Below are 22,735 nucleotides of genomic sequence, written 5' to 3'. Positions count from 1 at the left end.
GTGATCGCGGCCTGGCCGACCGGCGTGTAGCACCGTTGGCATTCGTCGTGCTCGGGGGAGATGGCGTCCCCGCAGGTCTGGCAGCGCATGAGTTCCCCCGGTGTGCACGCGTGATGATGCGCGCACACCGTAGACGATCATGCGGAGGTCGGCGACCCCGTTCCGACCCGGGGGTAGCCGGGTGCGTGGCGTGTCCACGGGGCGGCCATCTCGAACTGGCCGGCCACACCGAGCAGCAGCAGCTCCGAGCCGGGCGGACCGACCAGCTGCACGGCGACCGGCAGGCCGTCCGGGCGGCGGCCGACCGGCACGACGACCGCCGGCAGGCCGGCGATGTTCCAGGGCGCGGCGTACGGGGCGTACCGGATGTTGGCCGACATGTTCGCCCGCCAGGACCGCTCCGACCAGCGGGCCGCCTCCGGTGGCGCGCTGGCCAGCGCCGGGGTGAGCAGCAGGTCGACCGAGTGGTCGGTGAAGAAGTCGACCGACCGTTGCCGCCACGCGGCCCGGTCCGCCTCCCGCACGTAGCCGCGGCGCTGCGCCCACTCGCCCAGCGCGACGTGCCGCCGGGTACGCCGTTGCAGACCGCGCCGGTCCAGGCCGGACGCCCGGACGTCGGTGGCGGCCGCGGCGAGCCAGGTGGCGATGCCCTGAAGGCCGAGCGCGGTGGGGTAGACCGGATCCGCCGGCACCGTGTCGTGCCCGGCGGTGGCGAGGAGCCGACCGGCGGCGGCGACCGCGTCCCGGTTCGGCGCGTCCGCCGCGACACCGCGCACCGGGGAACGCAACGAGACCCCCACCCGCAGCCGCTGCGGCGGGACGAGCTTCTCGGGGCGTCGGCCGGCGAGCACCGAGAAGCCGACCGCCGCGTCGGCGACCGTGCTGGTCAGCATGCCGTGCTCGGTGAGACCGAACCAGTCGTCGGCACCGAGCTGGCAGGGGACCACGCCCCGACCGGGCTTGAGCCCGACAAGCCCGCAGCAGGCCGCGGGAATCCGGATCGAGCCGAGACCGTCGTTGGCGTGCGCGATCGGCACCAGCCCGGCGGCGACCGCGGCGGCCGAGCCACCCGAGGACCCACCGGGGGTACGCGTGCTGTCCCACGGGTTACGGGTCACCGCGCTGTCGTCGTCGGTGAGCGCCCACAGCCCCAGTTCGGGCATCCGGGTCACGCCGAGGATCACCGCGCCGGCGCCGCGCAGTCGACGCACCACCTCGTGGTCGGCCTCCGCGACGTCGGTGCGGGCGGCGGCCGACCCGTTCCAGGTGGGCAGGCCGGCGACCGGGGTGTTCTCCTTGACCGCCACCGGAACCCCGGCCAGCGGCAGGTTCGCCAGGTCCTCCTGCTCGTCGACCTTCTCCGCCTCGGTGATCGCCTCACCGCCGCGAACGGCGCGGAACGCGGCCAGCTCACGGTCGGCTCGGGAGATGTACTCGAGGTGGTCGGCGACGACCTGGGTCGCCGAGACGTCACCTCGGCGTACGCCCCGGGCGATCTGCTTGGCGGTCGCTCCGACCCAGGTCGCCATGATGTCCTGCACGGCCATCCTTCCCCAGCGGTCAGCCCAGCGCCTGCTCCAGATCGGCGAGTAGGTCGTCGACCGTCTCGATGCCGACAGACAGTCGCACGAGATCGCCGGGAACTTCAAGCGGCGAGCCGGCAGCACTTGCGTGTGTCATCCGGCCCGGGTGCTCGATCAGGGATTCCACGCCGCCCAGCGATTCGGCGAGCACGAAGAGCTTGGCCCGGTTGCAGATGTCCACGGCGTGCTCCTCACCACCGGCGGCGCGGAACGAGATCATGCCGCCGAACCGGCGCATCTGCTTGACGGCCACCTCGTGACCGGGGTGCGAGGGCAGCCCCGGATAGATCACCTGGGCCACCTTGGCGTGCCCGTCGAGGTACCCGGCGAGCCGCTCGGCGTTGTCGCAGTGCCGGTCCATGCGTACCCCGAGGGTCTTGATGCCCCGCAGGGTGAGCCAGGCGTCGAACGGGCCGTTGATCGCGCCCATCGCGTTCTGGTGGTAGCGCAGCTCCTCACCGAGACCGGCGTCGGCGACGACCAGCGCGCCACCGACCACGTCGGAGTGCCCGCCGATGTACTTGGTGGTGGAGTGCACCACCACGTCCGCGCCGAAGGCGATCGGCTGCTGGAGGTACGGCGAGGCGAAGGTGTTGTCCACCACCAGCAGGGCGCCCGCGTCGTGTGCCACGGCGGCCAGTGCGGCGATGTCGGCGATGCCGAGCAGCGGGTTGGTCGGCGTCTCCACCCAGACGATCTTCGTGCGACCGGGCTGCACGGCCGCCCGGATCGCGGCCGGGTCGGAGACCTTGGCCGGGCTGAACTCCAGGCCCCAGCGCTGGGCGACCCGGGCGAAGAGCCGGTACGTGCCGCCGTACGCGTCGTCCGGGATCACCACGTGGTCACCGGGCTGGCACACCGCCCGCAGCAGGGTGTCCTCCGCCGCCAGGCCGCTGGCGAAGGCGAGCCCCACCGGCCCGCCCTCCAGCGCCGCCAGGCACTCCTGGAGCGCGTCCCGGGTCGGGTTGCCGGACCGGCTGTACTCGTAGCCGAGGCGGGGTGCGCCGACGGCGTCCTGGGCGTACGTGCTGGTCTGGTAGATCGGTGGGATCACCGCGCCGGTGCGGGCCTCAGGGTCCTGGCCGGCGTGAATGGCGAGCGTCTCGAAGCCGTGACTCATTCTGGTGAGGCTAGTGCCCCGTCGGAGAGGGCTGGAACGGAACCCGCGCTCCGAGGCGGGGCCGGGCCGCCAACGGCGTCGGCATAACCTGGCCCGATGAGCGGCTGCGTGTTCTGCGGGATCGTGGCGGGCGAGGTGCCGGCGTTCCGGGTGGCCGACACCCCGGACGGGGTGGCGTTCCTGGACACCCGGCCGGTGTTCAAGGGGCACGTGCTGGTGGTGCCCCGGGCGCACCTGGTGACGCTGGCGGAGTTGCCGGCCGACCTGCTGCCCGGCTACTTCGCCCTGGTCCAGCGGCTGGCGGTGGCGGTGGAGACCGCCCTGGGCGCCGGTGGGACGTTCGTGGCGATGAACAACAAGGTGTCCCAATCGGTGCCCCACCTGCACACCCACGTGGTGCCGCGAACCAAGGGCGACGGTTTGCGGGGCTTCTTCTGGCCGCGCACCCGGTACGGCGACGACAGCGAGGCCCAGAGCTACGCGGACCGGGTAGCGGCGGCGTTCCCGGCCGGGGCCTGAGTCACCGTCACGCGGGTAAGGAAGCAGGACCCTCTGGTGTTGCACGCCGCGAGTGGTACGAGAGGAGATCCCCACCGTGTTTCTGCGCCGCATGAAGGCCGAAATGGTGACGCCCGACCAGGCCCTGCCGGGCCGCCCGATCGCCATGCCGGTCGCTGACCGCCACGAGGTGCTGGGCACCCCGTTGAAGGGCCCGTTCCCGGAGGGCCTTCAGGTAGCGGTCTTCGGCATGGGTTGCTTCTGGGGCGCCGAGCGGCTGTTCTGGACGCTGCCCGGTGTCTACACCACCTCTGCCGGCTACGCGGGTGGCATCACCAAGAACCCGACGTACGAGGAGACCTGCTCCGGCCGGACCGGGCACGCCGAGGTCGTCCAGGTCGTGTACGACCCCAGCAAGATCAACTATGAGGATCTGCTGAAGGTCTTCTGGGAGAACCACGACCCGACCCAGGGCATGCGCCAGGGCAACGACGTCGGCACCCAGTACCGCTCGGCGATCTACACGACCACCGACCAGCAGCGGGCCATCGCCGAGTCGTCCCGGGACGCGTTCCAGCCGATCGTGACGCGCGCCGGCAAGGGTGAGATCACCACCGAGATCGCCCCGCTCGGCAGCTACTACTTCGCCGAGGACTACCACCAGCAGTACCTGGCGCCGACCAAGAACCCGAACGGGTACTGCAACCACGGCCCGAACGGCCTGAGCTGCCCGGTCGGCGTGGCCCGTGTCGACGGCTGACCGGCGCGGGCATTCCCGTTCGGCCCTGTGATCGAAATCCGTTGCCGAGCCCGACGAGAACTCGATAACGTGGCCGTACACGTGAAAGGAGGTGGTCCAGACTTGTATAGCAATCGGACTCGTGAGGTGGCTGTCAGCTAGCCGCTGTCCTCGACAGTGATCGGCCCGCCGCGAGGCGGGCACCAGCACCATCGTCGAGACCGTGTGGCAGCGGTGCGGCGAATTCCAGGCAGCCACCCGACCCCCGGGGCGCCGGCCCAGTCCAGCCGGCCCGTGCGACAGCGCGGAGCGCCCCGGGGGTCGCTCCATATCCGCAGGAGTGGCCATGTCCATGCGCGAGTTGGTGGTCCTGGGGACGGCCAGCCAGGCACCGACCCGTCAGCGCAGCCACAACGGGTACGTGCTGCGCTGGGACGACGAGGTGATCCTCTTCGACCCGGGCGAGGGCAGCCAGCGCCAACTCCTGCACACCACTGTCACCGCCACCGACCTGACCCGGATCTGCGTCACGCACTTCCACGGCGACCACTGCCTGGGCCTGCCCGGCACCATCCAACGGCTCTCCCTGGACCGGGTGTCGCACCCGGTAGCCGTGCACTTTCCGGCTGGCGGCGCCGAATACTTCGCCCGGCTGCGGCACGCCACCTCCTTCTACGAGACCGCCGAGCTGCGGGTCGAGCCCATCGAGGCGGACGGGCAGCGCATCGCCCTGCGCTGCGGCACGCTGGAGGCCCGCCGGCTCCGGCACCCCATCGAGACGTACGGCTATCGGCTGGTCGAGCCGGACGGGCACCGGATGCTGCCGGAGAAACTGGCCGCGTACGGCATCGTCGGCCCGGCCGTCGGCGAGCTGATCCGCGTCGGGCACCTCGACCTCGACGGACGCCGCGTCACCCGGGCCGAGGTGAGCGTGCCCCGACCGGGGCAGCGGTTCGCGTTCGTGATGGACACCGGCCTCTGCGACGGGGTCTACGCCCTCGCCGAGCACGCCGACCTGCTGATCATCGAGTCGACATTTCTGGAGTCGGAGGCCGCGTTGGCCGCCGAGGTCGGCCACCTGACCGCGGCGCAGGCCGCCCGGGTGGCGACCGAGTCCGGGGTACGCCGACTCGTGCTCACCCACTTCTCCCAGCGCTACAGCGACCCGCGCCGGTTCCACGACGAGGCACGCGCGCACTTCGACGGTGAGCTGATCGTCGCCGAGGATCTGACCACGGTGCAGCTTCCGCCGCGCCGGGTAACCTCGGCCGGGTGACCATCACGCTCCGCTCCGCGACCGAAGGCGATCTGATGGCGGTGGGGGCCCTGCACCAACGCTCCCGGGTCGCCGCGTACTCCGCCTTCCTGCCGGCCGAGGCGCTGGCCGACCCGACACCGGAGGCGATGGGCCGCTACTGGGTCGAGCGGTGGCTGTGGGAGCGGGACACCCACCGGATGACAGTGGCCGAGCGGGCCGGGGCCTTGGTCGGGTTCAGCCACCTGGGCCCGGACGACGAGGACGACCCCACCACCGGGCTACTCAACGCGATCCACCTCGACCCGCGCGAGCAGGGCCGGGGCGTCGGTCGCACCCTGATGGTGGACGCCCTGGACGCCATGCGGGCGCAGGGCTGGCGGCGTGCCGTGCTCTGGGTGCTCCGGGAGAACGCCCATGCCCGAGCCTTCTACGAGCGCGGCGGCTGGACCCCGACCGGCGCGGAGCGCGTCGAGCACATCGGCACAGCCCTCACCCCGCAACTCCGCTACACCCGCCCCCTCTGAACTCCCCCCACCCCGCCCCCGCCCCGCCCCGCCCCGCCCCCGCCCCCGCCCCCGCCGATCTTGCACTTTCTGTCGCCGCAATTCGGGGCACAAGCCGCTTATGGTCGACCGAAAACGCAAGATCGGCGGGACAGGAGGGCGGGGGCGCGGGGGCGCGGGGCTGGGGTTGGGGTTGGGGTTGGGGTTAGTGGGCTCCGAGGTGGGACAGCAGGTCCTGGCGGGTCAGGACACCCTTGGGCTTGCCGTCGACCAGGACCAGCGCCGCGTCGGACTTCTCCAGCATGCCGACCGCCTCGCTCACCGGCTGACCCCCACCGATCATCGGCAGTGGGTCGCCCATGTGCCGCTCGATGGTGTCGTGCAGGTGAGCCTGACCGGTGAACAGCGCGTCGAGCAGGTCCCGCTCGGCGATCGAGCCGGCGACCTCACCGGTCACCACGGGCGGCTCGGCCTTGAGCACCGGCAGCTGCGAGACGCCGTACTCGCGCATGTAGTCGATCGCGTCGCGGACCGTCTCGGTCGGGTGCACGTGCACCAGCTCAGGCAGCCCGCCCGGCTTGCTGGCCAGCGCGTCGGCCACCGTCGGCTCGGCGCCGGAGTTGTCGAGGAAGCCGTACCGGGCCATCCACGAGTCGTTGAAGATCTTGGAGAGGTAGCCTCGGCCGCCGTCGGGCAGCAGCACCACCACCACGTCGTCCGGGCCGGCCCGGCGGGCGACGTCCAGCGCGGCGACCACCGCCATCCCGCAGGAACCGCCGACCAGCAGCCCCTCCTCGCGGGCCAGTCGCCGGGTCATCTCGAACGACGCCTTGTCGGAGACCTCCACGATCTCGTCGGCGACGCCCCGGTCGTACGTCTCCGGCCAGAAGTCCTCGCCGACGCCCTCCACCAGGTACGGCCGGCCGGTGCCGCCCGAGTAGACCGAGCCCTCCGGGTCGGCCCCGACGACGCGCACCCGACCCTCGGAGGCCTCCTTCAGGTAGCGGCCGATGCCGGAGATGGTGCCTCCGGTGCCGACGCCTGCCACGAAGTGGGTGAGCTCGCCGTCGGTCTGCTTCCACAGTTCCGGGCCGGTCGTCTCGTAGTGCGACCGAGGGTTGGCCGGGTTGCTGTACTGGTTGGGCTTCCAGGCGCCGGGGATCTCCCGGGTCAGCCGGTCCGAGACGTTGTAGTACGAGCGCGGGTCCTCCGGCGCGACGGCGGTCGGGCAGACCACCACCTCGGCGCCGTACGCCCGGAGCACGTCCTGCTTGTCCTGGCTGACCTTGTCGGGGCAGACGAACACGCACCGGTAGCCCTTGAGCTGGGCCACCAGGGCCAACCCGACACCGGTGTTGCCGCTGGTCGGCTCGACGATGGTGCCGCCGGGCTTGAGCAGACCGGCAGCCTCGGCGTCCTCCACCATCCGCAGCGCGATCCGGTCCTTCACCGAACCACCCGGGTTGACGTACTCCACCTTGGCCAGCACGGTGGCCTGGATGCCCTCGGTGACGTTACGCAGACGCACCAGCGGGGTGTTTCCGATCATGTCGACGACGTTGTCGTAGTACTGCACGGTGTGCCCTTCGTTGCGGTGCCGACGGTGGCGACCGGGAAGACGGTTCCTCGCCGCCCAGCGTACGTGTCGTCAGGGCACCAACCCCCCGGGGATGACCGAGCTGCGACGGGCCTCCCACTCCAGGAAGCGATCGGTTTCGGCGAGCACGCTGCCGGCCAGCCAGGTGACCATGACCGCGTCGTCGGCCAGCCCGAAGATCGCCAACGGGATCTCCGGGAGCAGGTCGATCGGCGAGACGATGTACGCCGTCGCCGCGGTCATCAGGGCCAGCCGAAGGCCGCCGTCGTACTCCCCCTTGGCGGTGGCCCGGATCATCCGGGGCAACGCGGCCAACCGGGTGCCGATCGACGGCCCGTTGCGCGCCCCCGCCGCCAGGGCCCGCGCCAGGGCCGTGAACGCCGCGCTGCGCTTCAGTGTCTTACCCATCGTCGCGCTCCTCTCCGCCGGATCAGCGTGGCGGGTCGGCGCAAGTCGGCCGGCCTCTCCCATTCAGATACCCCGTCGCGTCGGGTTCCAGGCACCCGGGTGCCGTCACGACGACAGCGGGGTGTCGGACCAGCGCGATAATGTCGCGGTATGGGGGTGGCAGATTCCGTCGTACCCGGTAGTGATCGCTGGCGGCAGGCCCGGCGGTTCGTCCGGCTGGCAGCCATCGGGACAGGCGCCACCGCGGCGGCCGCGGTGGCGACCGGCGGGGTGCTGGTCGGCCAGGCCCGGCAGGCTCGACGGACCATCCCGATGGCCGAGGCGCCGCCACCCCGCTGCGATGGGATGTACGGCGCGAAGTTCCCCGGCCCGGCGCTCACCATGGTGGTGCTCGGTGACTCGTCGGCGGCCGGCTACGGCGTGCACCGCCGCCGGGAGACGCCTGGGGCGCTGCTCGCCACGGGCCTGTCCCGTCGACTGCACCGGCCGGTTCAGCTGCACCGCTTCGCGGTGGTCGGCGCCATCTCGGCGGCGCTACGCCACCAGGTGGAGGCGGCGCTGGAGTGCCGGCCCGACATCGCGGTGATCCTCATCGGCGGCAACGACATCACCAACCGCACCCCGCGCGGCCTCGCGGTGCGCTACCTGGTCGAGGCGGTGCACACCCTGCGTGACGCCGGGTGCGAGGTGGTCGTCGGCACCTGCCCCGACCTGGGCGCGATCCGCCCGATCCAGCCACCGCTGCGCTGGCTGGCGCACCGCTGGAGCCGCCAGCTCGCCGCCGCCCAGACGGTGGCAGTGGTCGAGGCGGGCGGCTGGACGGTCTCCCTCGGTGACCTGCTCGGCCCCCGGTTCGCGGCCGAGCCGACCCGGATGTTCGCCTGGGACCGGTTCCATCCCTCCGCCGAGGGGTACGCGATGGCTGCCGCCGCGCTCCTGCCGACGATGCTCTCCGCCCTCGGCGCGACCCCGGAACGACGGGCCACACCGATGCGCGGCGACGGCGTACGGTCGCTGCCGGAGGCCGCGCAGGAGGCGGCTCGACACGCCGGCACGGAGGTCAGCGGCGTCCAGGTGCGGGGCCGCGACCGAGGGCCGGCCGGCCGGTGGGCGCAGCTGCGCCGACGGGCGTTCTTCGGTGTCGGTGCGGTGCCGCAGCACGGGTCCGCCTCGGACACCTCGACAGTGGAGGGACTGGCATGAACGAGCGCAGCGCGCGGAGCGTGACCTCCGGCCTCGCCGGCCGGCTGGGTCGGGCGGCGGCGTTCTCGCTGCTCGCCGGCACTGTCGGAGGCGCCGCCGTCCTCGCCGGTGAGGCGTTCGTCGCCCGGCACCGACGCTACGCCCAACCGGAGCTGGGCCTGGCCCTGCGCGCCACGATCGGCCGGGCGGGCGCTCCTCCGCTGCGACTGGTGCTGCTGGGTGACTCGTCGGCACTCGGTGTCGGTGTGGACCGGCTGGAGGACACCATCGGCGGGCAGTTGGCCAACCTGCTCGCCGAGGGCCCGACCGGCCGCCGGGTGCACCTGTCCAGCGTCGGCGTGTCCGGGTCCCGCTCGACCGACCTCGCCACCCAGGTGGCCCGGGCCCTGCTCGGTGAGCGGCCCGACGTGGCGTTGATCCTGATCGGCGCGAACGACGCCACCGGGCTGCGCCGGCCCGCCGACGCGGCGGCCTACCTCGGTGCGGCGGTGCACCGGCTGCGTGAGGCGCGCGTCGAGGTGGTCGTGGGCACCTGCCCCGACCTCGGCGCGGTGCGTGCGATCGCTCCCCCGCTGCGCCAGGTGGTCGGCTGGTCCGGGCGTCGGGTGGCCCGCGCGCAGACCAGCGCCGTGTTGCAGGCGGGCGGCTCGGTGGTCGACCTGGGCACCGAGACCGGGCCGGTGTTCCGGGCCGATGCGGGGACGCTCTGCCCGGACCGTTTCCACCCCTCCGCCGATGGTTACCGGGTGTGGGCGCACGCGCTGCTGCCCGCCATCGTCGCCGCGGCGGCGGCCACCACCCGGCGCTAGATCGTCGCCGGCCGCTGGTGACATTTCCCGCTGTGCCGGCTTCTTCCGCGCATGTTACCGGCGGGTTAACGTTGGTCCATGCCGATTGAGTCGTCCCGCGACGCCGTCATCGTCGCCACCGCCCGCTCCCCCATCGGCCGGGCGCACAAGGGTTCCCTGCGCGATGTCCGCTCCGACGACCTCGCCGCGACCATCGTCCGAGCCGCGCTGGACAAGATCCCCGCGCTCGATCCGACCACGATCGACGACCTCTACCTCGGGTGCGGCCTGCCCGGCGGCGAACAGGGCTTCAACATGGCCCGGGTGGTGTCCACCCTCCTCGGCCTGGACACTGTCCCCGGCGCCACGCTGACCCGCTACTGCGCCTCCTCGTTGCAGACCACCCGGATGGCGATGCACGCGATCCGGGCCGGCGAGGGCGACGTGTTCGTCTCCGCCGGCGTGGAGATGGTCTCCCGCTACGCCCGGGGCAGTTCCGACGGGCTGCCGCCCGAGGCGCAGGCGCTGGTCGGCGGCGGCTGGGAAAACCCGCGCTTCGCGGCGGCCGGCGAGCGCTCGAAGCGCCGCGCGCAGGGCGGCGCCGAGGTGTGGACCGACCCGCGCGAGGCCGGTGAGCTGCCCGACATCTACCTCACCATGGGGCAGACCGCGGAGAACCTGGCTCAGGTGTACGACGTCACCCGCGCCGACATGGACGAGTTCGGCGTACGCAGCCAGAACCTCGCCGAGAAGGCCATCGCCGACGGCTTCTGGGCCCGGGAGATCACCCCGGTCACCGCGCCGGACGGCACTGTGGTGAGCACCGACGACGGGCCCCGGGCCGGCGTCACCCTCGACGCGGTCGCCGGTCTGAAGCCGGTGTTCCGCCCGGACGGACGGATCACCGCCGGCAACTGCTGCCCGCTCAACGACGGTGCGGCGGCGGTGGTGGTGATGAGTGCCCAGCGGGCCGAGGAGCTCGGGATCACCCCGCTGGCCCGGATCGTCTCGACCGGTGTGACCGCCCTGTCGCCGGAGATCATGGGCCTCGGGCCGGTCGAGGCGTCCCGGCAGGCGCTGCGCCGGGCCGGTATGACGATCGACGACGTCGACCTCGTCGAGATCAACGAGGCGTTCGCCGCGCAGGTCATCCCCTCCTACCGCCAGCTGGGCATCCCCGAGGAGAAGCTGAACGTGATGGGTGGGGCCATCGCTGTCGGCCACCCGTTCGGCATGACCGGCGCGCGGATCACCGGCACCCTGCTCAACGCGCTGGAGTGGCACGACAAGACCATCGGTCTGGAGACCATGTGCGTGGGCGGCGGCCAGGGGATGGCCATGGTGCTCGAACGGCTCAGCTGAGTCGCCCTCAGAGCGCGCCGCGGGTCGCCGTCACCTCGGCGGCGGCCCGGGTCAGCGCCTCGGCCCCCGGGTCGGCGGCCAACAGGTCCGCCGTGACCACCCGCAGCTGGTCGGGCAGGGCCAGGTCGTTGTCGAGCCGGGGCACCACCCGCCGGGGCTGCCCCTCGGCGTCGGCCGCCAGGTTGGCGACCTCCTGCACCAGGCGGTGCACGAGGTCGGCGCGGGACACGTTGCCGGCGGTCGCGGCCGCCGCCCACCGCGGCTGCTGCCAGTGCGCGATCTGACCGACCAGCAACCGCACGGCCTTGTCCAACTCCGCTGCGCTCATCGCCGCCGAGTCTACGGCCGGCACCGACCGCGCCGGGTCGGGCCGGTCAGCGACGCAGGTAACTGAGCAGCCGCAGCAGCTGCCAGTAGAGGAAGACCAACCCGGTGAGCAGGCCGAACGCGCTCAGCCACGCGCACCGGCGGGCTCGACCGTCGCGCACCGAACGCTCGACGAGATCGAAGTCGAGGATGAAACTGAACGCCCCGGCGATGATGGCCACCACCGAGATCGCGTACGGCACCCAGCCGACCTCCCCGCTGACGCTGTAACCCGCCAGGCCCGGTCGCCCGCTGATCAGGTACGACACCAGGTTGACCACGCTGAGCACGGCGATGCCGAGCAGGGTGCCGATCACCAGGCGGGCCAGCCGGGGCGTCGCCCGGATCACCCGGGCCCGGTACAGCGCCGCCATGCCGAGGAAGACGCCGAAGGTGCCGGCCACCGCCTGCACCACGATGCCCGGATAGACCTGCTCGAAGGTGCGGCTCGCTACCCCCAGCAGCAGGCCCTGCAGGATGGCGTAGCCGACGATCGGCACCGGGTTGGTGATTCCCCGCAACGAGATGACCAGGACCAGCGCGATCGAGGCGAGCGCGCTGCCGGCCAACGCGGCACCCAGCCACACGGCGTCGGGAATCACCGCCCAGGACACCGCCGCGGCGACGCCGGTCACCAGCAGCAACCCGACGGTACGGACCACCACGTCGTCGACGGTCATCGGCTCGACGTCACGGGAACCGAGCACCCGGGCCTCCACCCGGCCGGCCTCGTCCAGCCGGTTGAGCACCGGGTTGTTGCTGCGCACCGTCGCCTCCTCCGCCCGCGTACCCCAGGGCTTGTGTCAAAGCCTCGCAGTCACTCTGCCCCGGGCGGGCCGGCGGCGGCGGGGAAACGGCGCGGACGACGGCGCCCGCCCCCAACGACGTTGGAGGCGGGCGCCGGTCGCAGTGCGGACGAGGTCAGTCGTCGCCCTGGAAGTAGCTCAGCAGGCGCAGGATCTCGATGTAGAGCCAGACCAGGCTGACCAGGATGCCGAACGCGGCCGTCCAGGAGTAGCGCTGGGGCAGGCCCATCCGGACGCCGTCCTCGATCTCCTTGAAGCTGAGCACGAAGCTCAGCGAGGCGACCACGATGCAGACCAGGCTGAAGCCGATGGCCAGCGGGCTGCCGTCACGCAGGCCCGTGTTGACGCCGAACAGCGCCAGCACCAGGTTGATCATCATGACGGCGAAGAGACCGACCATCACGGCGATCATGCCCTTGACGAAGGCCGGGGTGGCCCGGATGACCTTCGCCCGGTAGAGCATCGCCATCAGGAAGAAGATGCCGAAGCTGGCGGCGGCGGCCTGGAGCACGATGCCGTCGTAGGCCGTCTCGAACGCCTTGCTGACCATGCCGACGAAGACACCCTCGACGACCGCGTACGCGATCACGAGCGCCGGGTTGGCCATCCGGGAGAACGAGATGATCAAGCCGAGGACCAGGCCGACCACCGCCGCGCCGATCCAGGCGGTACCGACCAACGCGTCGGGCACGAGCACCCAGGCGGCCGCGGCGGTGATGCCGAGGATGCCGAGCAGAGCGACCGTCTTGACGACCACGTCGTCGACGGTCATCGGCGCCACGGTCGGCGGCGCGGCCGGGTAACCGGCCTGGGACGGGTACTGCTGGGGAATGCCGGGCTGTCCGTACGGCCCGGCCGGGGCGTACCCGGCGGAGCGCTCCCGCTCGGCCGCCTGGCCGAGCCGGGCGAGCACCGGGTTCGAGGTCTTCACTGTCTGGCCTCCCTCAGGGGGTCGTGTGCACGTGAACGTGCCCTCCAAGAGTAAACGGCGCAGTCACGTCTTGGAGATCACGAATGAGAATGGGTGAGGTCGACCGGTGCCCGGGGCGGGGGTCGAACCCGCACGCCTTTCGGCAGCCGCTTTTAAGGCGGCCGTGTCTGCCGTTCCACCACCCGGGCGAGTGACACCGGCGCGCCGACACGCCTGGTGCAATGTCACCGTAGCCGGTCTGCGGCGACCCGGCGTACCCCGCCGGCCTGGCCACATTAGGGTCGATGCCGTGAGCAGCGCAGCCCCCATGGCCCCCGACGCCGCGCCTGAGCAGGCATTCCGCCTCGCCGATCAGGTCAACCGCCGGCCCCGGGCCACCCGGCTGCTGGCCGCCGTCCGGCGTCACCGGGCGGATCTGCTGGCCGCTCTGATCTTCGCGGTGCTGGCCGGTTGGCTCACCCACGGGCTGTGGCCCGACCCGGGAGCCCGCACCCTGGCGCTCAACCCGGAGGACCAGACCCTCTACGAGTGGTTCCTGGCGGTGGACGCCCGCGCGCTGCTCGGCGACTTCGACCTGCTCACCGACCGGCTCAACGCCCCCGACGGGGTCAACCTGATGGCCAACACCACGGTGATCGCGCTGGGCGTCGTCTTCGCGCCGGTCACCCTGCTGCTGGGCGCACCGGTCACCTTCGCGCTGATCGCCGCCGCCAACCTCGCCGGCACCGCCCTCGCCTGGTACCTGCTGTTCCATCGGACGCTGCGCGCCCGCCGGTTGGCCGCCGCACTCGGCGGCGGGCTGTGCGGCTTCGGACCCGGCATGGTCTCGCAGACCAACAGTCACCTGCACATGACCGCCCAGTGGCTGGTGCCGGTGATCGTCTGGCTGGTGGTCCGGCTGCTGAGGGCGGCCGACCCGGGGCCCGGGACACCCGACGGGACCGGCACCACCGGGCCGGACCGTCGACGGTTGTTCACCTCGGCGGCGGGGCTGGCCGGCGCGGTCACCGCGCAGGTCTTCATCGGCGAGGAGGTGCTCTTCCTCGCCGCGATCACGCTGCTGGTGATGTCGATCAGCTATGCCGTGGTGGACCGGGACCTGGCCCGCCGGGCGCTCCCCGGGTTCGCCGCAGGGTTGGCGATCACCGCCGGGCTCGCCCTGCTGGTGCTGGGCTATCCGCTGTGGTTCCAGTTCGCCGGGCCGCAGGGAGTCGCCGACGGGATGTTCACCCCGGCCTACTTCTCCGCCGACCTGAGCAGCTGGTGGACCCTCTCCCCACTGTCGGTGGCCGGCAGCGCCGAGTCCGCCCGGCTGACCACCGGCCCCGCCGAGTACAACACGTTCCTCGGCTGGCCACTGCTGCTGGTCGCCGCGGCCTGCGCGATCTGGGCCGGGCGACGCCGGCTGGTCTTCGCCTGCGTCGTGGCGGGCCTGGTGATGGGGTCGCTCTCGCTCGGCCCCGAGGTGGTGTTCGGCGGCACCAGGACGGCGGTCCCCGGTCCGTACGCAGTGATCGCCGGGCTGCCGGTGGTGGACGGGGCGTTGCCGATGCGGTTCGCGCTGGCGTTGCTGCCGATCGTCGCGACGCTGCTGGTGCTCGCTGTCGACCGGGCCCTGGGCAGCTCCGGTCGGGCACGACGGCTGGTACCACTGGCCGTCGGGGTGGCGCTGCTGCCGCTCTTCCCGACCCCGCTGCCCACCGCCGGACGACCAGCCGTGCCGACATTCATCAGCGGCGGCCACTGGCGGCAGTGCGTACCACCGGGCGGGGTGCTGGTCCCGGTGCCGTTGCCGACGCCGAAGGAGCCCTGGCCGATGCGCTGGGCGACCGCCGCCGACGCCGGTTTCGGGCTGCCGGAAGGCTTCTTCATCGGCCCGTACGGAAGGCGCGGCACCGCGGCGATGGGCACCTTCAAACAGCCCACCTCCGCACTGCTCGCCGATGTCGCCCGGCGCGGCGACCAACCGGCCATCGGCGATGAGCAGCGCCGCCAGGCCGCCCGCGACGCGGACTTCTGGGGTGCCTCCTGCGTGGCGCTGACCGACGACGCTCCGCACGCGGAGAGCCTGCGGGCAACCCTGGAACAGCTCTACGGCCCGCCCACCCGCATCGCCGACGCCTGGACCTGGCGGGTCTGAGCCCGCCTCGCGGGACCCAAAAACCCCGCCGATCTTGCACTTTCTGCTCGGACAAGACGGGCCAAAAGGCGCATCACGGCATCCGAAGGTGCAAGATCGACGGGGTTGGTGGGTCTGGGTTTTTGGGTTCTGGTCAGACGCGGGGCGCACCGACGGGCTGGGATGCCTCGACGAACTCCTCGCGCGGGTCGTGCAACTGACCCAGTGCGACCACCTCACGCTTGAGGAAGAACGCCAACGACCAGTCCACCACCACGCGGATCTTGCGGTTGAACGACGGGATCCGGCTCATGTGGTACGTCCGGTGCATCACCCAGGCCGGCCAACCGGTCATCTTGATCCCGTACACCTGGGCCACGCCCTTGTGCAGGCCGAGGCTCGCCACGCTGCCGACGTGCTTGTGCTTGTAGTTCACCGGCTCACGGCCCCGGACCACTGCCACGATGTTGTCGGCCATCCGGGCGGCCTGACGCACCGCGTGCTGGGCGCTCGGCGAGCAGAAGTTGCCCGGCTCCTTGGTGAGGTCCGGAACGGCGGCGCAGTCACCGGCGCTCCAGGCACCCTCGACCACCTGGTCACCGTCGACCACCTGAAGGGTGGGCAGGCAGGTGATCCGCCGACGGTCGTCGCGCGGGAAGTCGGTCGCGTCAAGCATCGGCGACGGCTTCACACCGGCCGTCCAGACGATCGTGTCGGAGCGGAAGCTGTCACCGTCGGAGAGCTTGACCACCCCGTCGACGCAGGACTCGAGCCGGGTGTCCAGCCGGATGTCCATGTTCCGCTTCAGCAGTTGCTGCACGGTGTAGGCACCCATGTCCCGGTCGACCTCGGGCAGCACCCGCTGGGTCGCCTCGACCAGCACCCACCGAACCTCGTCCTGCTTGAGCTCCGGGTAGTAGCGCAGGGCGTCGCGAGCCATGTCCTCCATCTCGGCGAGCGCCTCGATGCCGGCGTACCCACCACCGACGAAGGTGAAGGTCAGCGCGGAGCGGCGGACGTCCGGATCCGGCGTGGCAGCCGCCACATCGAGCCGATCCAGCACGTGGTTGCGCAGGTAGATCGCCTCGCCGATGGTCTTGAACCCGATGCCCTGCTCGTGCAGGCCCGGGATCGGCAGGGTGCGGGAGACCGAACCCGGGGCCACGATCACGTGGTCGTAGGTGATCTCCCGGGCCGGGCCGCTGATCGGCTGCACGGTGGCCACCTTGCGGTCGTGCTCGATCCGCGTGACCGTGCCGGCCACCATCTTGCACCGGCGCAACTCCCGCCGCAGTGGCACCACGGAGTGCCGCGGGGAGATGTTGCCCGCCGCCGCCTCGGGCAGGAACGGCTGATAGGTCATGTGGGGTTGGGGGTCCACCACCATGACCTCAGCCTCACGGGAGCTGAGCTTCTTCGACAGGCGCAGGGCGGCGTACAGACCGACGTGCCCGGCACCAACCACAAGGATCCGCTTCGGATTCACGTTGTCTATCTTTCCCCGGCCGGCTCAGGTAATCCCGCTCGCGCCCCCCATCTGTGACGGAGCACAACCCATGTGACCTGCGTAACCCTCAGGTCACAGCGGTCACCGACGCCGCAGGAGCCAACCGAGCAACGCCGCCGTCCCCACCGCCACCAGCAACCCCAGCACGGTGACCCACTGGTATCCGGCTCCCCCACCCGTCCCCGCCGCCTGCAACAGCAGCACGCCCAACACGGCGGCACCCAACAGCACGGCGGCCGAGCGCACCAACCAACGGCTGATCAACTCCGGGTCGACCACCGCGTCGTAGGGCAACAGCGCGGCCAGCGCGCAGAGGGTGTGGCCCAGGTAGAGCAGGGCCGCGACGGCCAGCAGCCGCCAGAGCGCGACCGGACGGCCGTACCCGTCGGTGGCGAGCAGCCAACCCCCGACAGTGACCAACGCCGTGAAGGTCGCCCACAGCCGCCGCGGCCCGAACGCGGGCAACAGGGCGGCGAACGCCAGGAAGAGGATCGGCCGGCCGGAAAGCACCTCCGCCGGAAACGCCAGGGCGAACCCGGCAAGCACGATGACGAAGATCGCCGCCCGCACCAGCAGCGGGGCGACGCTGATCCGGGCGACGGCGTTCCGCGTGGCCCGAGCCCGCTCCACGACCGGGTTCACCGCACTGACCTTTCGTTCACCGGCCACCCACCCTGGGGGCCGTCGCCAACCGCGCCACGTCCCGCAGCACCTGGTCCAGGCTGCCGGCGCCCGCCCAGCGCACCACCGGTACGCCGTGCTCGCGGAGCTGCCCGATCATGATCTCCCGGTCCAGCCTCCACAGCCGGTACGCCACCTCGGCCCAGCCCCGGTCCTTCGGTGACGCCAGGTCCGTCGGCAACGTGTCGACGGCCACCACGAACCGCCCGCCGCGAGCCAACCGGGCGAGCATCTGCGCCGACCGTTCGTCCAGCAGCGGGGTGAGCACCACCACCAACGCGTCCGAGGAGAGCAACTGCGGGCCGAAGACCTGGTCGTACGGTTCGTGCGCGGACGCGTGCACCCGGACGTCGAGCAGCCACTCCAGGACGGTGAGGTACTGCCGCCGCCCGGCGGCCGGCCGGAGCCGACGGGCGGCCGGCCCGTACTCCAGCAGGGACACCCGGTCGCCACGGTGCAGGTAGTGCTCGGCGATCGCGGCGGTGGCCCGGACGGTGGTGTCCAGCACCGAGGCGGCACCGTCCACCCCACCGGAGCGGCCCGCCTCGGCGAGCACGTCGAGCAGCACCACCACCTCCGCGTCCCGGTCGGAGAGGGTGGCGGCCACGTGCAGTTGCCGGGCCCGCAACGAGACCCGCCAGTCGATGCGGCGCAGCCGGTCACCGGGGGCGAAGACGCGTACGCCGGCCAGCTCGCCGCCCTCTCCGGGTCGGCGGGAGTGGTGCGCCCCGACCAGGCCGGCTGCGCGGGGCATCGCCTCCACCGCCTCGAACGGCTCGGTACGCGGGTACACCCGCACCCGGACCGGCTCGGTGATCACCGCCCGGGAGACCAGCAGACCGCCCGCCGTGGCGACCCGGGCACCGGCGGGGCCAATCGGGTGCCGGCCCCAGCGCAGGGCCTTGCCGGCCAACTCAAGGTCGACAGCGGCACCGATCGGCACCGAGGTCACGAACGGTCGGTCGGCGACGGAACGGCCCCCGTTGTTACCCGGAGCGGTCACCCCGGTCGCCGCGACGGCACTCTGTGCCCCGTCGCCGGCGGCCTCGTCGCTGGCGAAGCCGGCCCTGTCGATCCGCAGCCACGGCGACACCCGGGACCGCATCACCACCAGGTCGTAGTCGACAGTGTCCGGGTTGCCGACGCTCACCGCCGCCGCCACGTCACCGCCCTCGACAAGCGGCCCGCCGTCACCCTGGGTGATCCAGACCTGGGGCAGCGCCGTGGGCCGTCGACGCAACGCGTACGCGGTGCCCAGCGCGAACGGAGCGGCCAGCACGATCAGGTCCACCCTGCCCAGCAGCACGCCGGCCACCAGCAGCAGGCCGGCGAGCAGCACCGCGCGGCCGAGCGCCGGGGTGGGCGCCCAACCGGCGGCCGGTTCCGCTTCGGTGGCCCTCGGCACTGTCGGTCCGGTCATCAGTGCCGGGGCCCGCCGGCGGCGTAGCTGGGCAGCGCGCCACTGGCCGGGGCGGGAGTCGCCTCCAGCACCTCGCCCACCACGAACGCCGGGTCGACCCGGCGCAACCACATCTCCGGGCGCAGGGTGATCCGGTGTGCCAGGGCGGGCGCGGCCACCGACTTGACGTCCTCCGGCACCACGTAGTCCCGGCCGCCGAACACCGCGCGGACCCGGGCCAGCAACAGCAACGCCAGCGAACCACGAGGTGAGGCGCCGACCAGCACCGACGGGTGCTCCCGGGTGGCCGCGGTGAGCGACACGATGTAGCGGCCGATGGAGTCCTCCACCACCACGTCCTCCAGGGCGGCCTGCATGGCCCGCAGCGTCGCCGCGTCGACCACCGGCTTGATGTCCGCCTCCTCCCGGCGACGGCCCATCCGGCGGCGCAGCACCTCCCACTCCTCTTCGTGCTGCGGGTACCCGAACGAGACCCGCAGCAGGAACCGGTCCAGCTGCGCCTCGGGCAGCGGGTAGGTGCCCTCGTACTCGATGGGGTTGGCGGTGGCCAGCACGTGGAACGGCTCGTCGAGCTTGTAGGTCACCCCCTCCACCGACACCTGCTTCTCCTGCATCGCCTCCAGCAGCGCGGACTGGGTCTTCGGCGGCGTCCGGTTGATCTCGTCGGCGAGGAGCAGGTTGGTGAAGACCGGGCCGGCCCGGAAGCTGAAGTCGCCGTTGCGCTGGTCGTAGAGGAAGGAGCCGGTGACATCGGCGGGGAGCAGGTCGGGGGTGAACTGCAACCGACGGAAGTCCAACCCGAGCGCCTGGGCGAACGATCGGGCGGTGAGCGTCTTACCGAGCCCCGGGAGGTCCTCCAGGAGCACGTGCCCGCCGGCGAGGATGCCGGCGAGGACCAACTCCAACGCGTCCCGTTTGCCGACCACGACGGTGCCGACCGCATCCAGGACCGCCCGGGCCAGGTGCCCGACCTCGGCGGGGGCAATGCTCCGGTCCACGTCGTTCATCAAATACTCTCCAGTTCGGCGACGATCACCGCGAGGTCGCGCGGCGACGGGGTGCGGCGAGGCGGGGTCTCCAGGAACGTCCACAGGCGCTCACCCAGCAGGGCGCGAGCGCGGGCGGGATCCGACTCACGGGTCACGCCGTGTTTCAGCCGCATCCGCTCGTCGGCCAGTTCACCGATCCGGGGCAGGACCGTCCCGGTGAACCGTTCGGGTCGGGTCGAGGACCAGTCCAGCGGCCACTCCCACCTGTTGATCGCGCTGCGCAGCGCGTCCCGGGCACCCCAGTTGTAGCTGCCGTCCTCCTCGCCGGCGCCGACCCGAGCACCGCCCGGCGGCGGGGGCGGCGGCGCGAGCAGTGCGGTGACCCGGCGCACCGCCAACACGGCGAGCACCCCGGCGATCAGTACCGGCAGCGAGACCTGAAGGCCCACCGCGCGGAGGCCGACGAGCAGGACCGCGACCAGCGCGGCGGCCCAGGCGAGGGAACGCAGCATCGGACGCCAGCGGGAGTCGCGCGCCCCCGGACCGGTCGGCGCCGCCTCCTCCTCGAAGGCGAGCAGATCGTCGATGCTGGTGCTGCTCATGGGGTCACCACCGCGGTGAGTTCTCCGCGCAGCCGGCGAAGTGCGGCGCGGGCCTGGTCCCGGGTGCGTTCGTCGACCGGGTGGGTGGCGTACCGGGCCTCCCGGTAGACGTGCGCGAACTCCGCCAGCACGTCGGTGCTGGCGATGGCCGGCACGCCCGCCTCCGGGTCGCCCTGCAACAGCCGGCTGACCAGGTCGGTGGGGGTGTCCCCGGCGAGCCTCGGCACACCGGCCGCGGCGGCGGTCTCCTCCAGCCGCACCCAGCAGGCGATCACCGCCACCCGGGGGTCGGTGTCCCGGTCGTCGAGTTCCACCAGGCCGGCGTCGAGGGCGGCGACGACCTCGCGGGCGGTGCCCTCGGCGGTCCGACGGCCCCGCTGCGCCGGTAGCGCCCGGGTGGTGCGGCGCAGCGCGCCCCGGACCAGGACCCAGCAGAGGTAGCCGAGCGCGGCCAGGATGGCCAGCCCGAGCAGGGCCACGGCCACCTTGCCGACCCACTCCGGAATGTGCGCCTGGGTGGCCTCGCCCGCGTCGCGTGGCTCGATCGGGATGGACGGTGACGGCTCGACGGTCGGGTACTCCGGAACCCAGGGAACGTTGTCCGCGGCCGGCGGGATCCGACTGGCCCCGATCGACGAGTGGGCGGACGCCAGCGCGGCACCGGCGAGCAGGACGGCGACCGCGCCGACCGGCCACCACCGGCGGAGCAGGCCGAGCACCGGACGCAGCGCCGGCTCGGCCGACGGCGCGGGCGGGCGGGTTCCGTGTGTCATCGCCACCACCCCACGCGTCGTCTCAGTCCACTCCGGCCAGCTGTTTAGCCTGGCCGAAGACGTCGTCCAACATCCCTGGTGTCAACCGCCCGGTGAAGGTGTTCTGCTGACTGACGTGGTAACAGCCCAGCAAGTCCGGGGCGTCCGTGCCGGACCAGTGTGCCCCATGACCGAACGCCGGTCGCGGGCTGGGCGGGCGCTGCCCGTACACCGCGCGGAGCACCGGCCACCACGCGGCCCAGGCGAACGCGCCCAGCGCGACCACGACCCGCAGCGTGGGCTGGATCAACGCGACCTCACGGTGCAGCCAGGGCGCGCAGATGTCCCGTTCCGCCGGGGTCGGCTTGTTGTCCGGTGGCGCACACCGGACGGCCGAGAAGACCCGCAGGTCCCGCAGGGCGAGCCCGTCGTCGGCGGCCACACTCGTCGGCTGGTTGGCCAGCCCGGCCCGGTGCAGCGCGGCGAACAGCACGTCACCCGACCGGTCACCGGTGAAGATCCGGCCGGTGCGGTTGCCACCGTGCGCGGCGGGCGCCAACCCGAGGATCGCGATCCGCGCGTCCGAGGTGCCGAAGCCCGGCACCGGCCGACCCCAGTACTCCTGGTCGCGGAAGGCGGCCCGGCGGGTGCGGGCGACCTCCTCCCGCCACCGGACCAGCCGTGGACAGGCGAAACAGTCGCTCACCGCCGCGTCGAGGTCGGCCAGGTCGGTCGCCCGCGCTGCGCGGGCGACCACCTGTTCGGGGGTACGCGTCTCAGCCAAGCTTGGCCCGGAAGAGTTCCAGGGTGCGGGCCCAGGCGCTGGCGGCGGCGCGCTGGTCGAACGCCTCCGGCCGGTCGTCGTTGAAGAAGGCGTGCGAGGTGCCCGGGTAGTCGTAGAGGTGGCAGTCACCGCCGGCCTCCTCGATGGCCCGACGGGCGGTCTGTACGCCCTCGGCGGTCGAGGTGCCGTCCTCTTCGGAGCAGTGGATGACCGCTGCCTTGCCGGCGTAGTCGGCCCAGTCGGGGCGCATCGACTCCCAGGGCAGCACGGGATAGAACCCGGCGGTGGCGACGATCCGCTCGGAGATGGTGGCCGACCAGAGGGCCAGGCTGCCACCGGCGCAGAAGCCCACGGCACCGACCTTACCGGTGACCTCGGGCCGCCCGGCGAGATAGTCGGCCGCTCCGGCGATGTCCTTCGCCGCCTCGTCCATCCGCATCGCCAGCAGCAGCCGCTGCGCCTCGTCCGGCTCGCTGGTCGTCTCACCGTGGTAGAAGTCCGGGGCGAGGGCCACGAAACCGGCCTCGGCGAACCGGTCGGCCACCGACCGGATGTGCGGGACCAGACCCCACCATTCCTGAATGACGATGACGGCGGGGCTGGCCGTGCCGCTGGCGGGTATCGCGAGATACCCCTCGCTCGTGCCCCCGTTGCTGCGGTAGCTCACCATTTCGCCCATGGGCCGTCCTCCTAGCGGTCAGTCATCGTTGGCTGGTCGC

At 72.3% G+C, this 22,735-nt stretch carries 22 protein-coding genes, 1 tRNA gene and 1 pseudogene; 8 read left to right on the top strand and 16 right to left on the bottom strand.

All coding sequences use genetic code 11. From position 1 onward, the window contains the following. Positions 1-137: 137 nt before the first annotated feature. Positions 138-1,547 (bottom strand): amidase, encoded by a 1,410-nt coding sequence (locus ACX27O_RS05620; protein ID WP_458939015.1) that lies wholly within the window; start codon positions 1,545-1,547, stop codon positions 138-140. Positions 1,548-1,560: 13 nt separating this feature from the next. After that, a complete protein-coding gene (locus ACX27O_RS05615) occupies positions 1,561-2,703 on the bottom strand; it encodes a cystathionine gamma-synthase (RefSeq protein WP_210862618.1) in 1,143 nt (380 codons plus the stop codon). A 96-nt stretch (positions 2,704-2,799) separates the two neighbouring features. Here ACX27O_RS05615 and ACX27O_RS05610 point away from each other — a divergent pair, with 96 nt between their 5' ends. From ACX27O_RS05610 to ACX27O_RS05595, 4 genes are all read left to right on the top strand, one after another. Then, a complete protein-coding gene (locus ACX27O_RS05610) occupies positions 2,800-3,222 on the top strand; it encodes an HIT family protein (RefSeq protein ID WP_210862620.1) in 423 nt (140 codons plus the stop codon). A gap of 76 nt (positions 3,223-3,298) precedes the next feature. Next, complete coding sequence (gene msrA, locus ACX27O_RS05605; protein WP_030337942.1) at positions 3,299-3,961, top strand: peptide-methionine (S)-S-oxide reductase MsrA; 663 nt, start codon at positions 3,299-3,301, stop codon at positions 3,959-3,961. Between the two features lie 325 nt (positions 3,962-4,286). Beyond that, on the top strand, positions 4,287-5,216 hold the full coding sequence (locus ACX27O_RS05600; protein ID WP_458939014.1) for a ribonuclease Z: 930 nt from the start codon (positions 4,287-4,289) through the stop codon (positions 5,214-5,216). Next, complete coding sequence (locus tag ACX27O_RS05595; protein WP_458939013.1) at positions 5,213-5,722, top strand: GNAT family N-acetyltransferase; 510 nt, start codon at positions 5,213-5,215, stop codon at positions 5,720-5,722. Before ACX27O_RS05600 ends, ACX27O_RS05595 begins: the two co-directional genes overlap by 4 nt. A gap of 184 nt (positions 5,723-5,906) precedes the next feature. Here ACX27O_RS05595 and ACX27O_RS05590 read toward each other — a convergent pair whose 3' ends face one another. Next, the gene (locus ACX27O_RS05590) at positions 5,907-7,277 is read right to left on the bottom strand and encodes a cystathionine beta-synthase (RefSeq protein ID WP_030328739.1); all 1,371 of its coding nucleotides are present in this window, start codon (positions 7,275-7,277) and stop codon (positions 5,907-5,909) included. A 72-nt stretch (positions 7,278-7,349) separates the two neighbouring features. Then, positions 7,350-7,706, bottom strand: coding sequence for a YkvA family protein (locus tag ACX27O_RS05585; RefSeq protein ID WP_030328742.1), 357 nt, complete (start codon positions 7,704-7,706; stop codon positions 7,350-7,352). Positions 7,707-7,856: 150 nt separating this feature from the next. Between ACX27O_RS05585 and ACX27O_RS05580 the strand changes: the two are divergent. From ACX27O_RS05580 to ACX27O_RS05570, 3 genes and pseudogenes are all read left to right on the top strand, one after another. Beyond that, positions 7,857-8,920, top strand: a pseudogene (locus ACX27O_RS05580) (SGNH/GDSL hydrolase family protein); the annotation flags it as partial. Further along, positions 8,906-9,718, top strand: coding sequence for an SGNH/GDSL hydrolase family protein (locus ACX27O_RS05575; protein ID WP_210858126.1), 813 nt, complete (start codon positions 8,906-8,908; stop codon positions 9,716-9,718). The pseudogene ACX27O_RS05580 and the gene ACX27O_RS05575, both read left to right, overlap by 15 nt. A gap of 78 nt (positions 9,719-9,796) precedes the next feature. Then, positions 9,797-11,059, top strand: coding sequence for an acetyl-CoA C-acetyltransferase (locus ACX27O_RS05570; RefSeq protein ID WP_030328749.1), 1,263 nt, complete (start codon positions 9,797-9,799; stop codon positions 11,057-11,059). A gap of 7 nt (positions 11,060-11,066) precedes the next feature. On the opposite strand, the gene ACX27O_RS05565 is transcribed toward ACX27O_RS05570, so the two are convergent. The 4 genes from ACX27O_RS05565 to ACX27O_RS05550 all read right to left on the bottom strand — a co-directional run bounded on the left by ACX27O_RS05565 (position 11,067) and on the right by ACX27O_RS05550 (position 13,350). Continuing rightward, a complete protein-coding gene (locus ACX27O_RS05565; RefSeq protein WP_279515229.1) occupies positions 11,067-11,387 on the bottom strand; it encodes a hypothetical protein in 321 nt (106 codons plus the stop codon). Between the two features lie 46 nt (positions 11,388-11,433). Beyond that, on the bottom strand, positions 11,434-12,192 hold the full coding sequence (locus ACX27O_RS05560; protein WP_387217069.1) for a Bax inhibitor-1/YccA family protein: 759 nt from the start codon (positions 12,190-12,192) through the stop codon (positions 11,434-11,436). A 154-nt stretch (positions 12,193-12,346) separates the two neighbouring features. Continuing rightward, a complete protein-coding gene (locus ACX27O_RS05555) occupies positions 12,347-13,162 on the bottom strand; it encodes a Bax inhibitor-1/YccA family protein (RefSeq protein ID WP_030328756.1) in 816 nt (271 codons plus the stop codon). A 107-nt stretch (positions 13,163-13,269) separates the two neighbouring features. Beyond that, positions 13,270-13,350, bottom strand: a tRNA-Leu gene (locus ACX27O_RS05550). 101 nt (positions 13,351-13,451) lie between these two features. Here ACX27O_RS05550 and ACX27O_RS05545 point away from each other — a divergent pair. Then, positions 13,452-15,302: a hypothetical protein gene (locus ACX27O_RS05545; protein WP_387217072.1), complete on the top strand. Its 1,851-nt coding sequence runs from the start codon at positions 13,452-13,454 to the stop codon at positions 15,300-15,302. Positions 15,303-15,435: 133 nt separating this feature from the next. Here the strand turns inward: ACX27O_RS05545 and ACX27O_RS05540 are convergent, their stop codons facing one another. The 8 genes from ACX27O_RS05540 to ACX27O_RS05505 all read right to left on the bottom strand — a co-directional run bounded on the left by ACX27O_RS05540 (position 15,436) and on the right by ACX27O_RS05505 (position 22,695). Next, entirely contained in the window at positions 15,436-16,767 is a 1,332-nt protein-coding gene (locus ACX27O_RS05540) for an NAD(P)/FAD-dependent oxidoreductase (RefSeq protein ID WP_030328762.1), read from the bottom strand. 102 nt (positions 16,768-16,869) lie between these two features. Then, positions 16,870-17,430 (bottom strand): hypothetical protein, encoded by a 561-nt coding sequence (locus ACX27O_RS05535; protein WP_210858123.1) that lies wholly within the window; start codon positions 17,428-17,430, stop codon positions 16,870-16,872. Positions 17,431-17,446: 16 nt separating this feature from the next. Next, positions 17,447-18,889, bottom strand: a complete 1,443-nt coding sequence (locus ACX27O_RS05530) for a DUF58 domain-containing protein (protein ID WP_210866243.1) — start codon at positions 18,887-18,889, stop codon at positions 17,447-17,449. Continuing rightward, complete coding sequence (locus ACX27O_RS05525) at positions 18,889-19,896, bottom strand: AAA family ATPase (protein WP_030328768.1); 1,008 nt, start codon at positions 19,894-19,896, stop codon at positions 18,889-18,891. Before ACX27O_RS05525 ends, ACX27O_RS05530 begins: the two co-directional genes overlap by 1 nt. Next, the gene (locus ACX27O_RS05520; protein ID WP_358127658.1) at positions 19,896-20,480 is read right to left on the bottom strand and encodes a hypothetical protein; all 585 of its coding nucleotides are present in this window, start codon (positions 20,478-20,480) and stop codon (positions 19,896-19,898) included. The genes ACX27O_RS05525 and ACX27O_RS05520 overlap by 1 nt, the downstream gene beginning before the upstream one ends. Continuing rightward, positions 20,477-21,253 carry a DUF4129 domain-containing protein gene (locus tag ACX27O_RS05515; protein WP_358127660.1) on the bottom strand — a complete coding sequence of 259 codons (777 nt, stop codon included), beginning with the start codon at positions 21,251-21,253 and terminating at the stop codon, positions 20,477-20,479. The genes ACX27O_RS05520 and ACX27O_RS05515 overlap by 4 nt, the downstream gene beginning before the upstream one ends. Positions 21,254-21,275: 22 nt before the next feature. After that, positions 21,276-22,016: a uracil-DNA glycosylase gene (locus tag ACX27O_RS05510; RefSeq protein WP_458939012.1), complete on the bottom strand. Its 741-nt coding sequence runs from the start codon at positions 22,014-22,016 to the stop codon at positions 21,276-21,278. Continuing rightward, positions 22,009-22,695 carry a dienelactone hydrolase family protein gene (locus ACX27O_RS05505; protein WP_030328776.1) on the bottom strand — a complete coding sequence of 229 codons (687 nt, stop codon included), beginning with the start codon at positions 22,693-22,695 and terminating at the stop codon, positions 22,009-22,011. The genes ACX27O_RS05510 and ACX27O_RS05505 overlap by 8 nt, the downstream gene beginning before the upstream one ends. Between the last annotated feature and the right edge of the window lie 40 nt (positions 22,696-22,735).

This window comes from Micromonospora sp. SD19 (genome assembly GCF_054462275.1).
The sequence above is the reverse complement of the archived record's forward strand: the minus strand, read 5'-3'. Positions and strand labels throughout refer to the sequence as shown.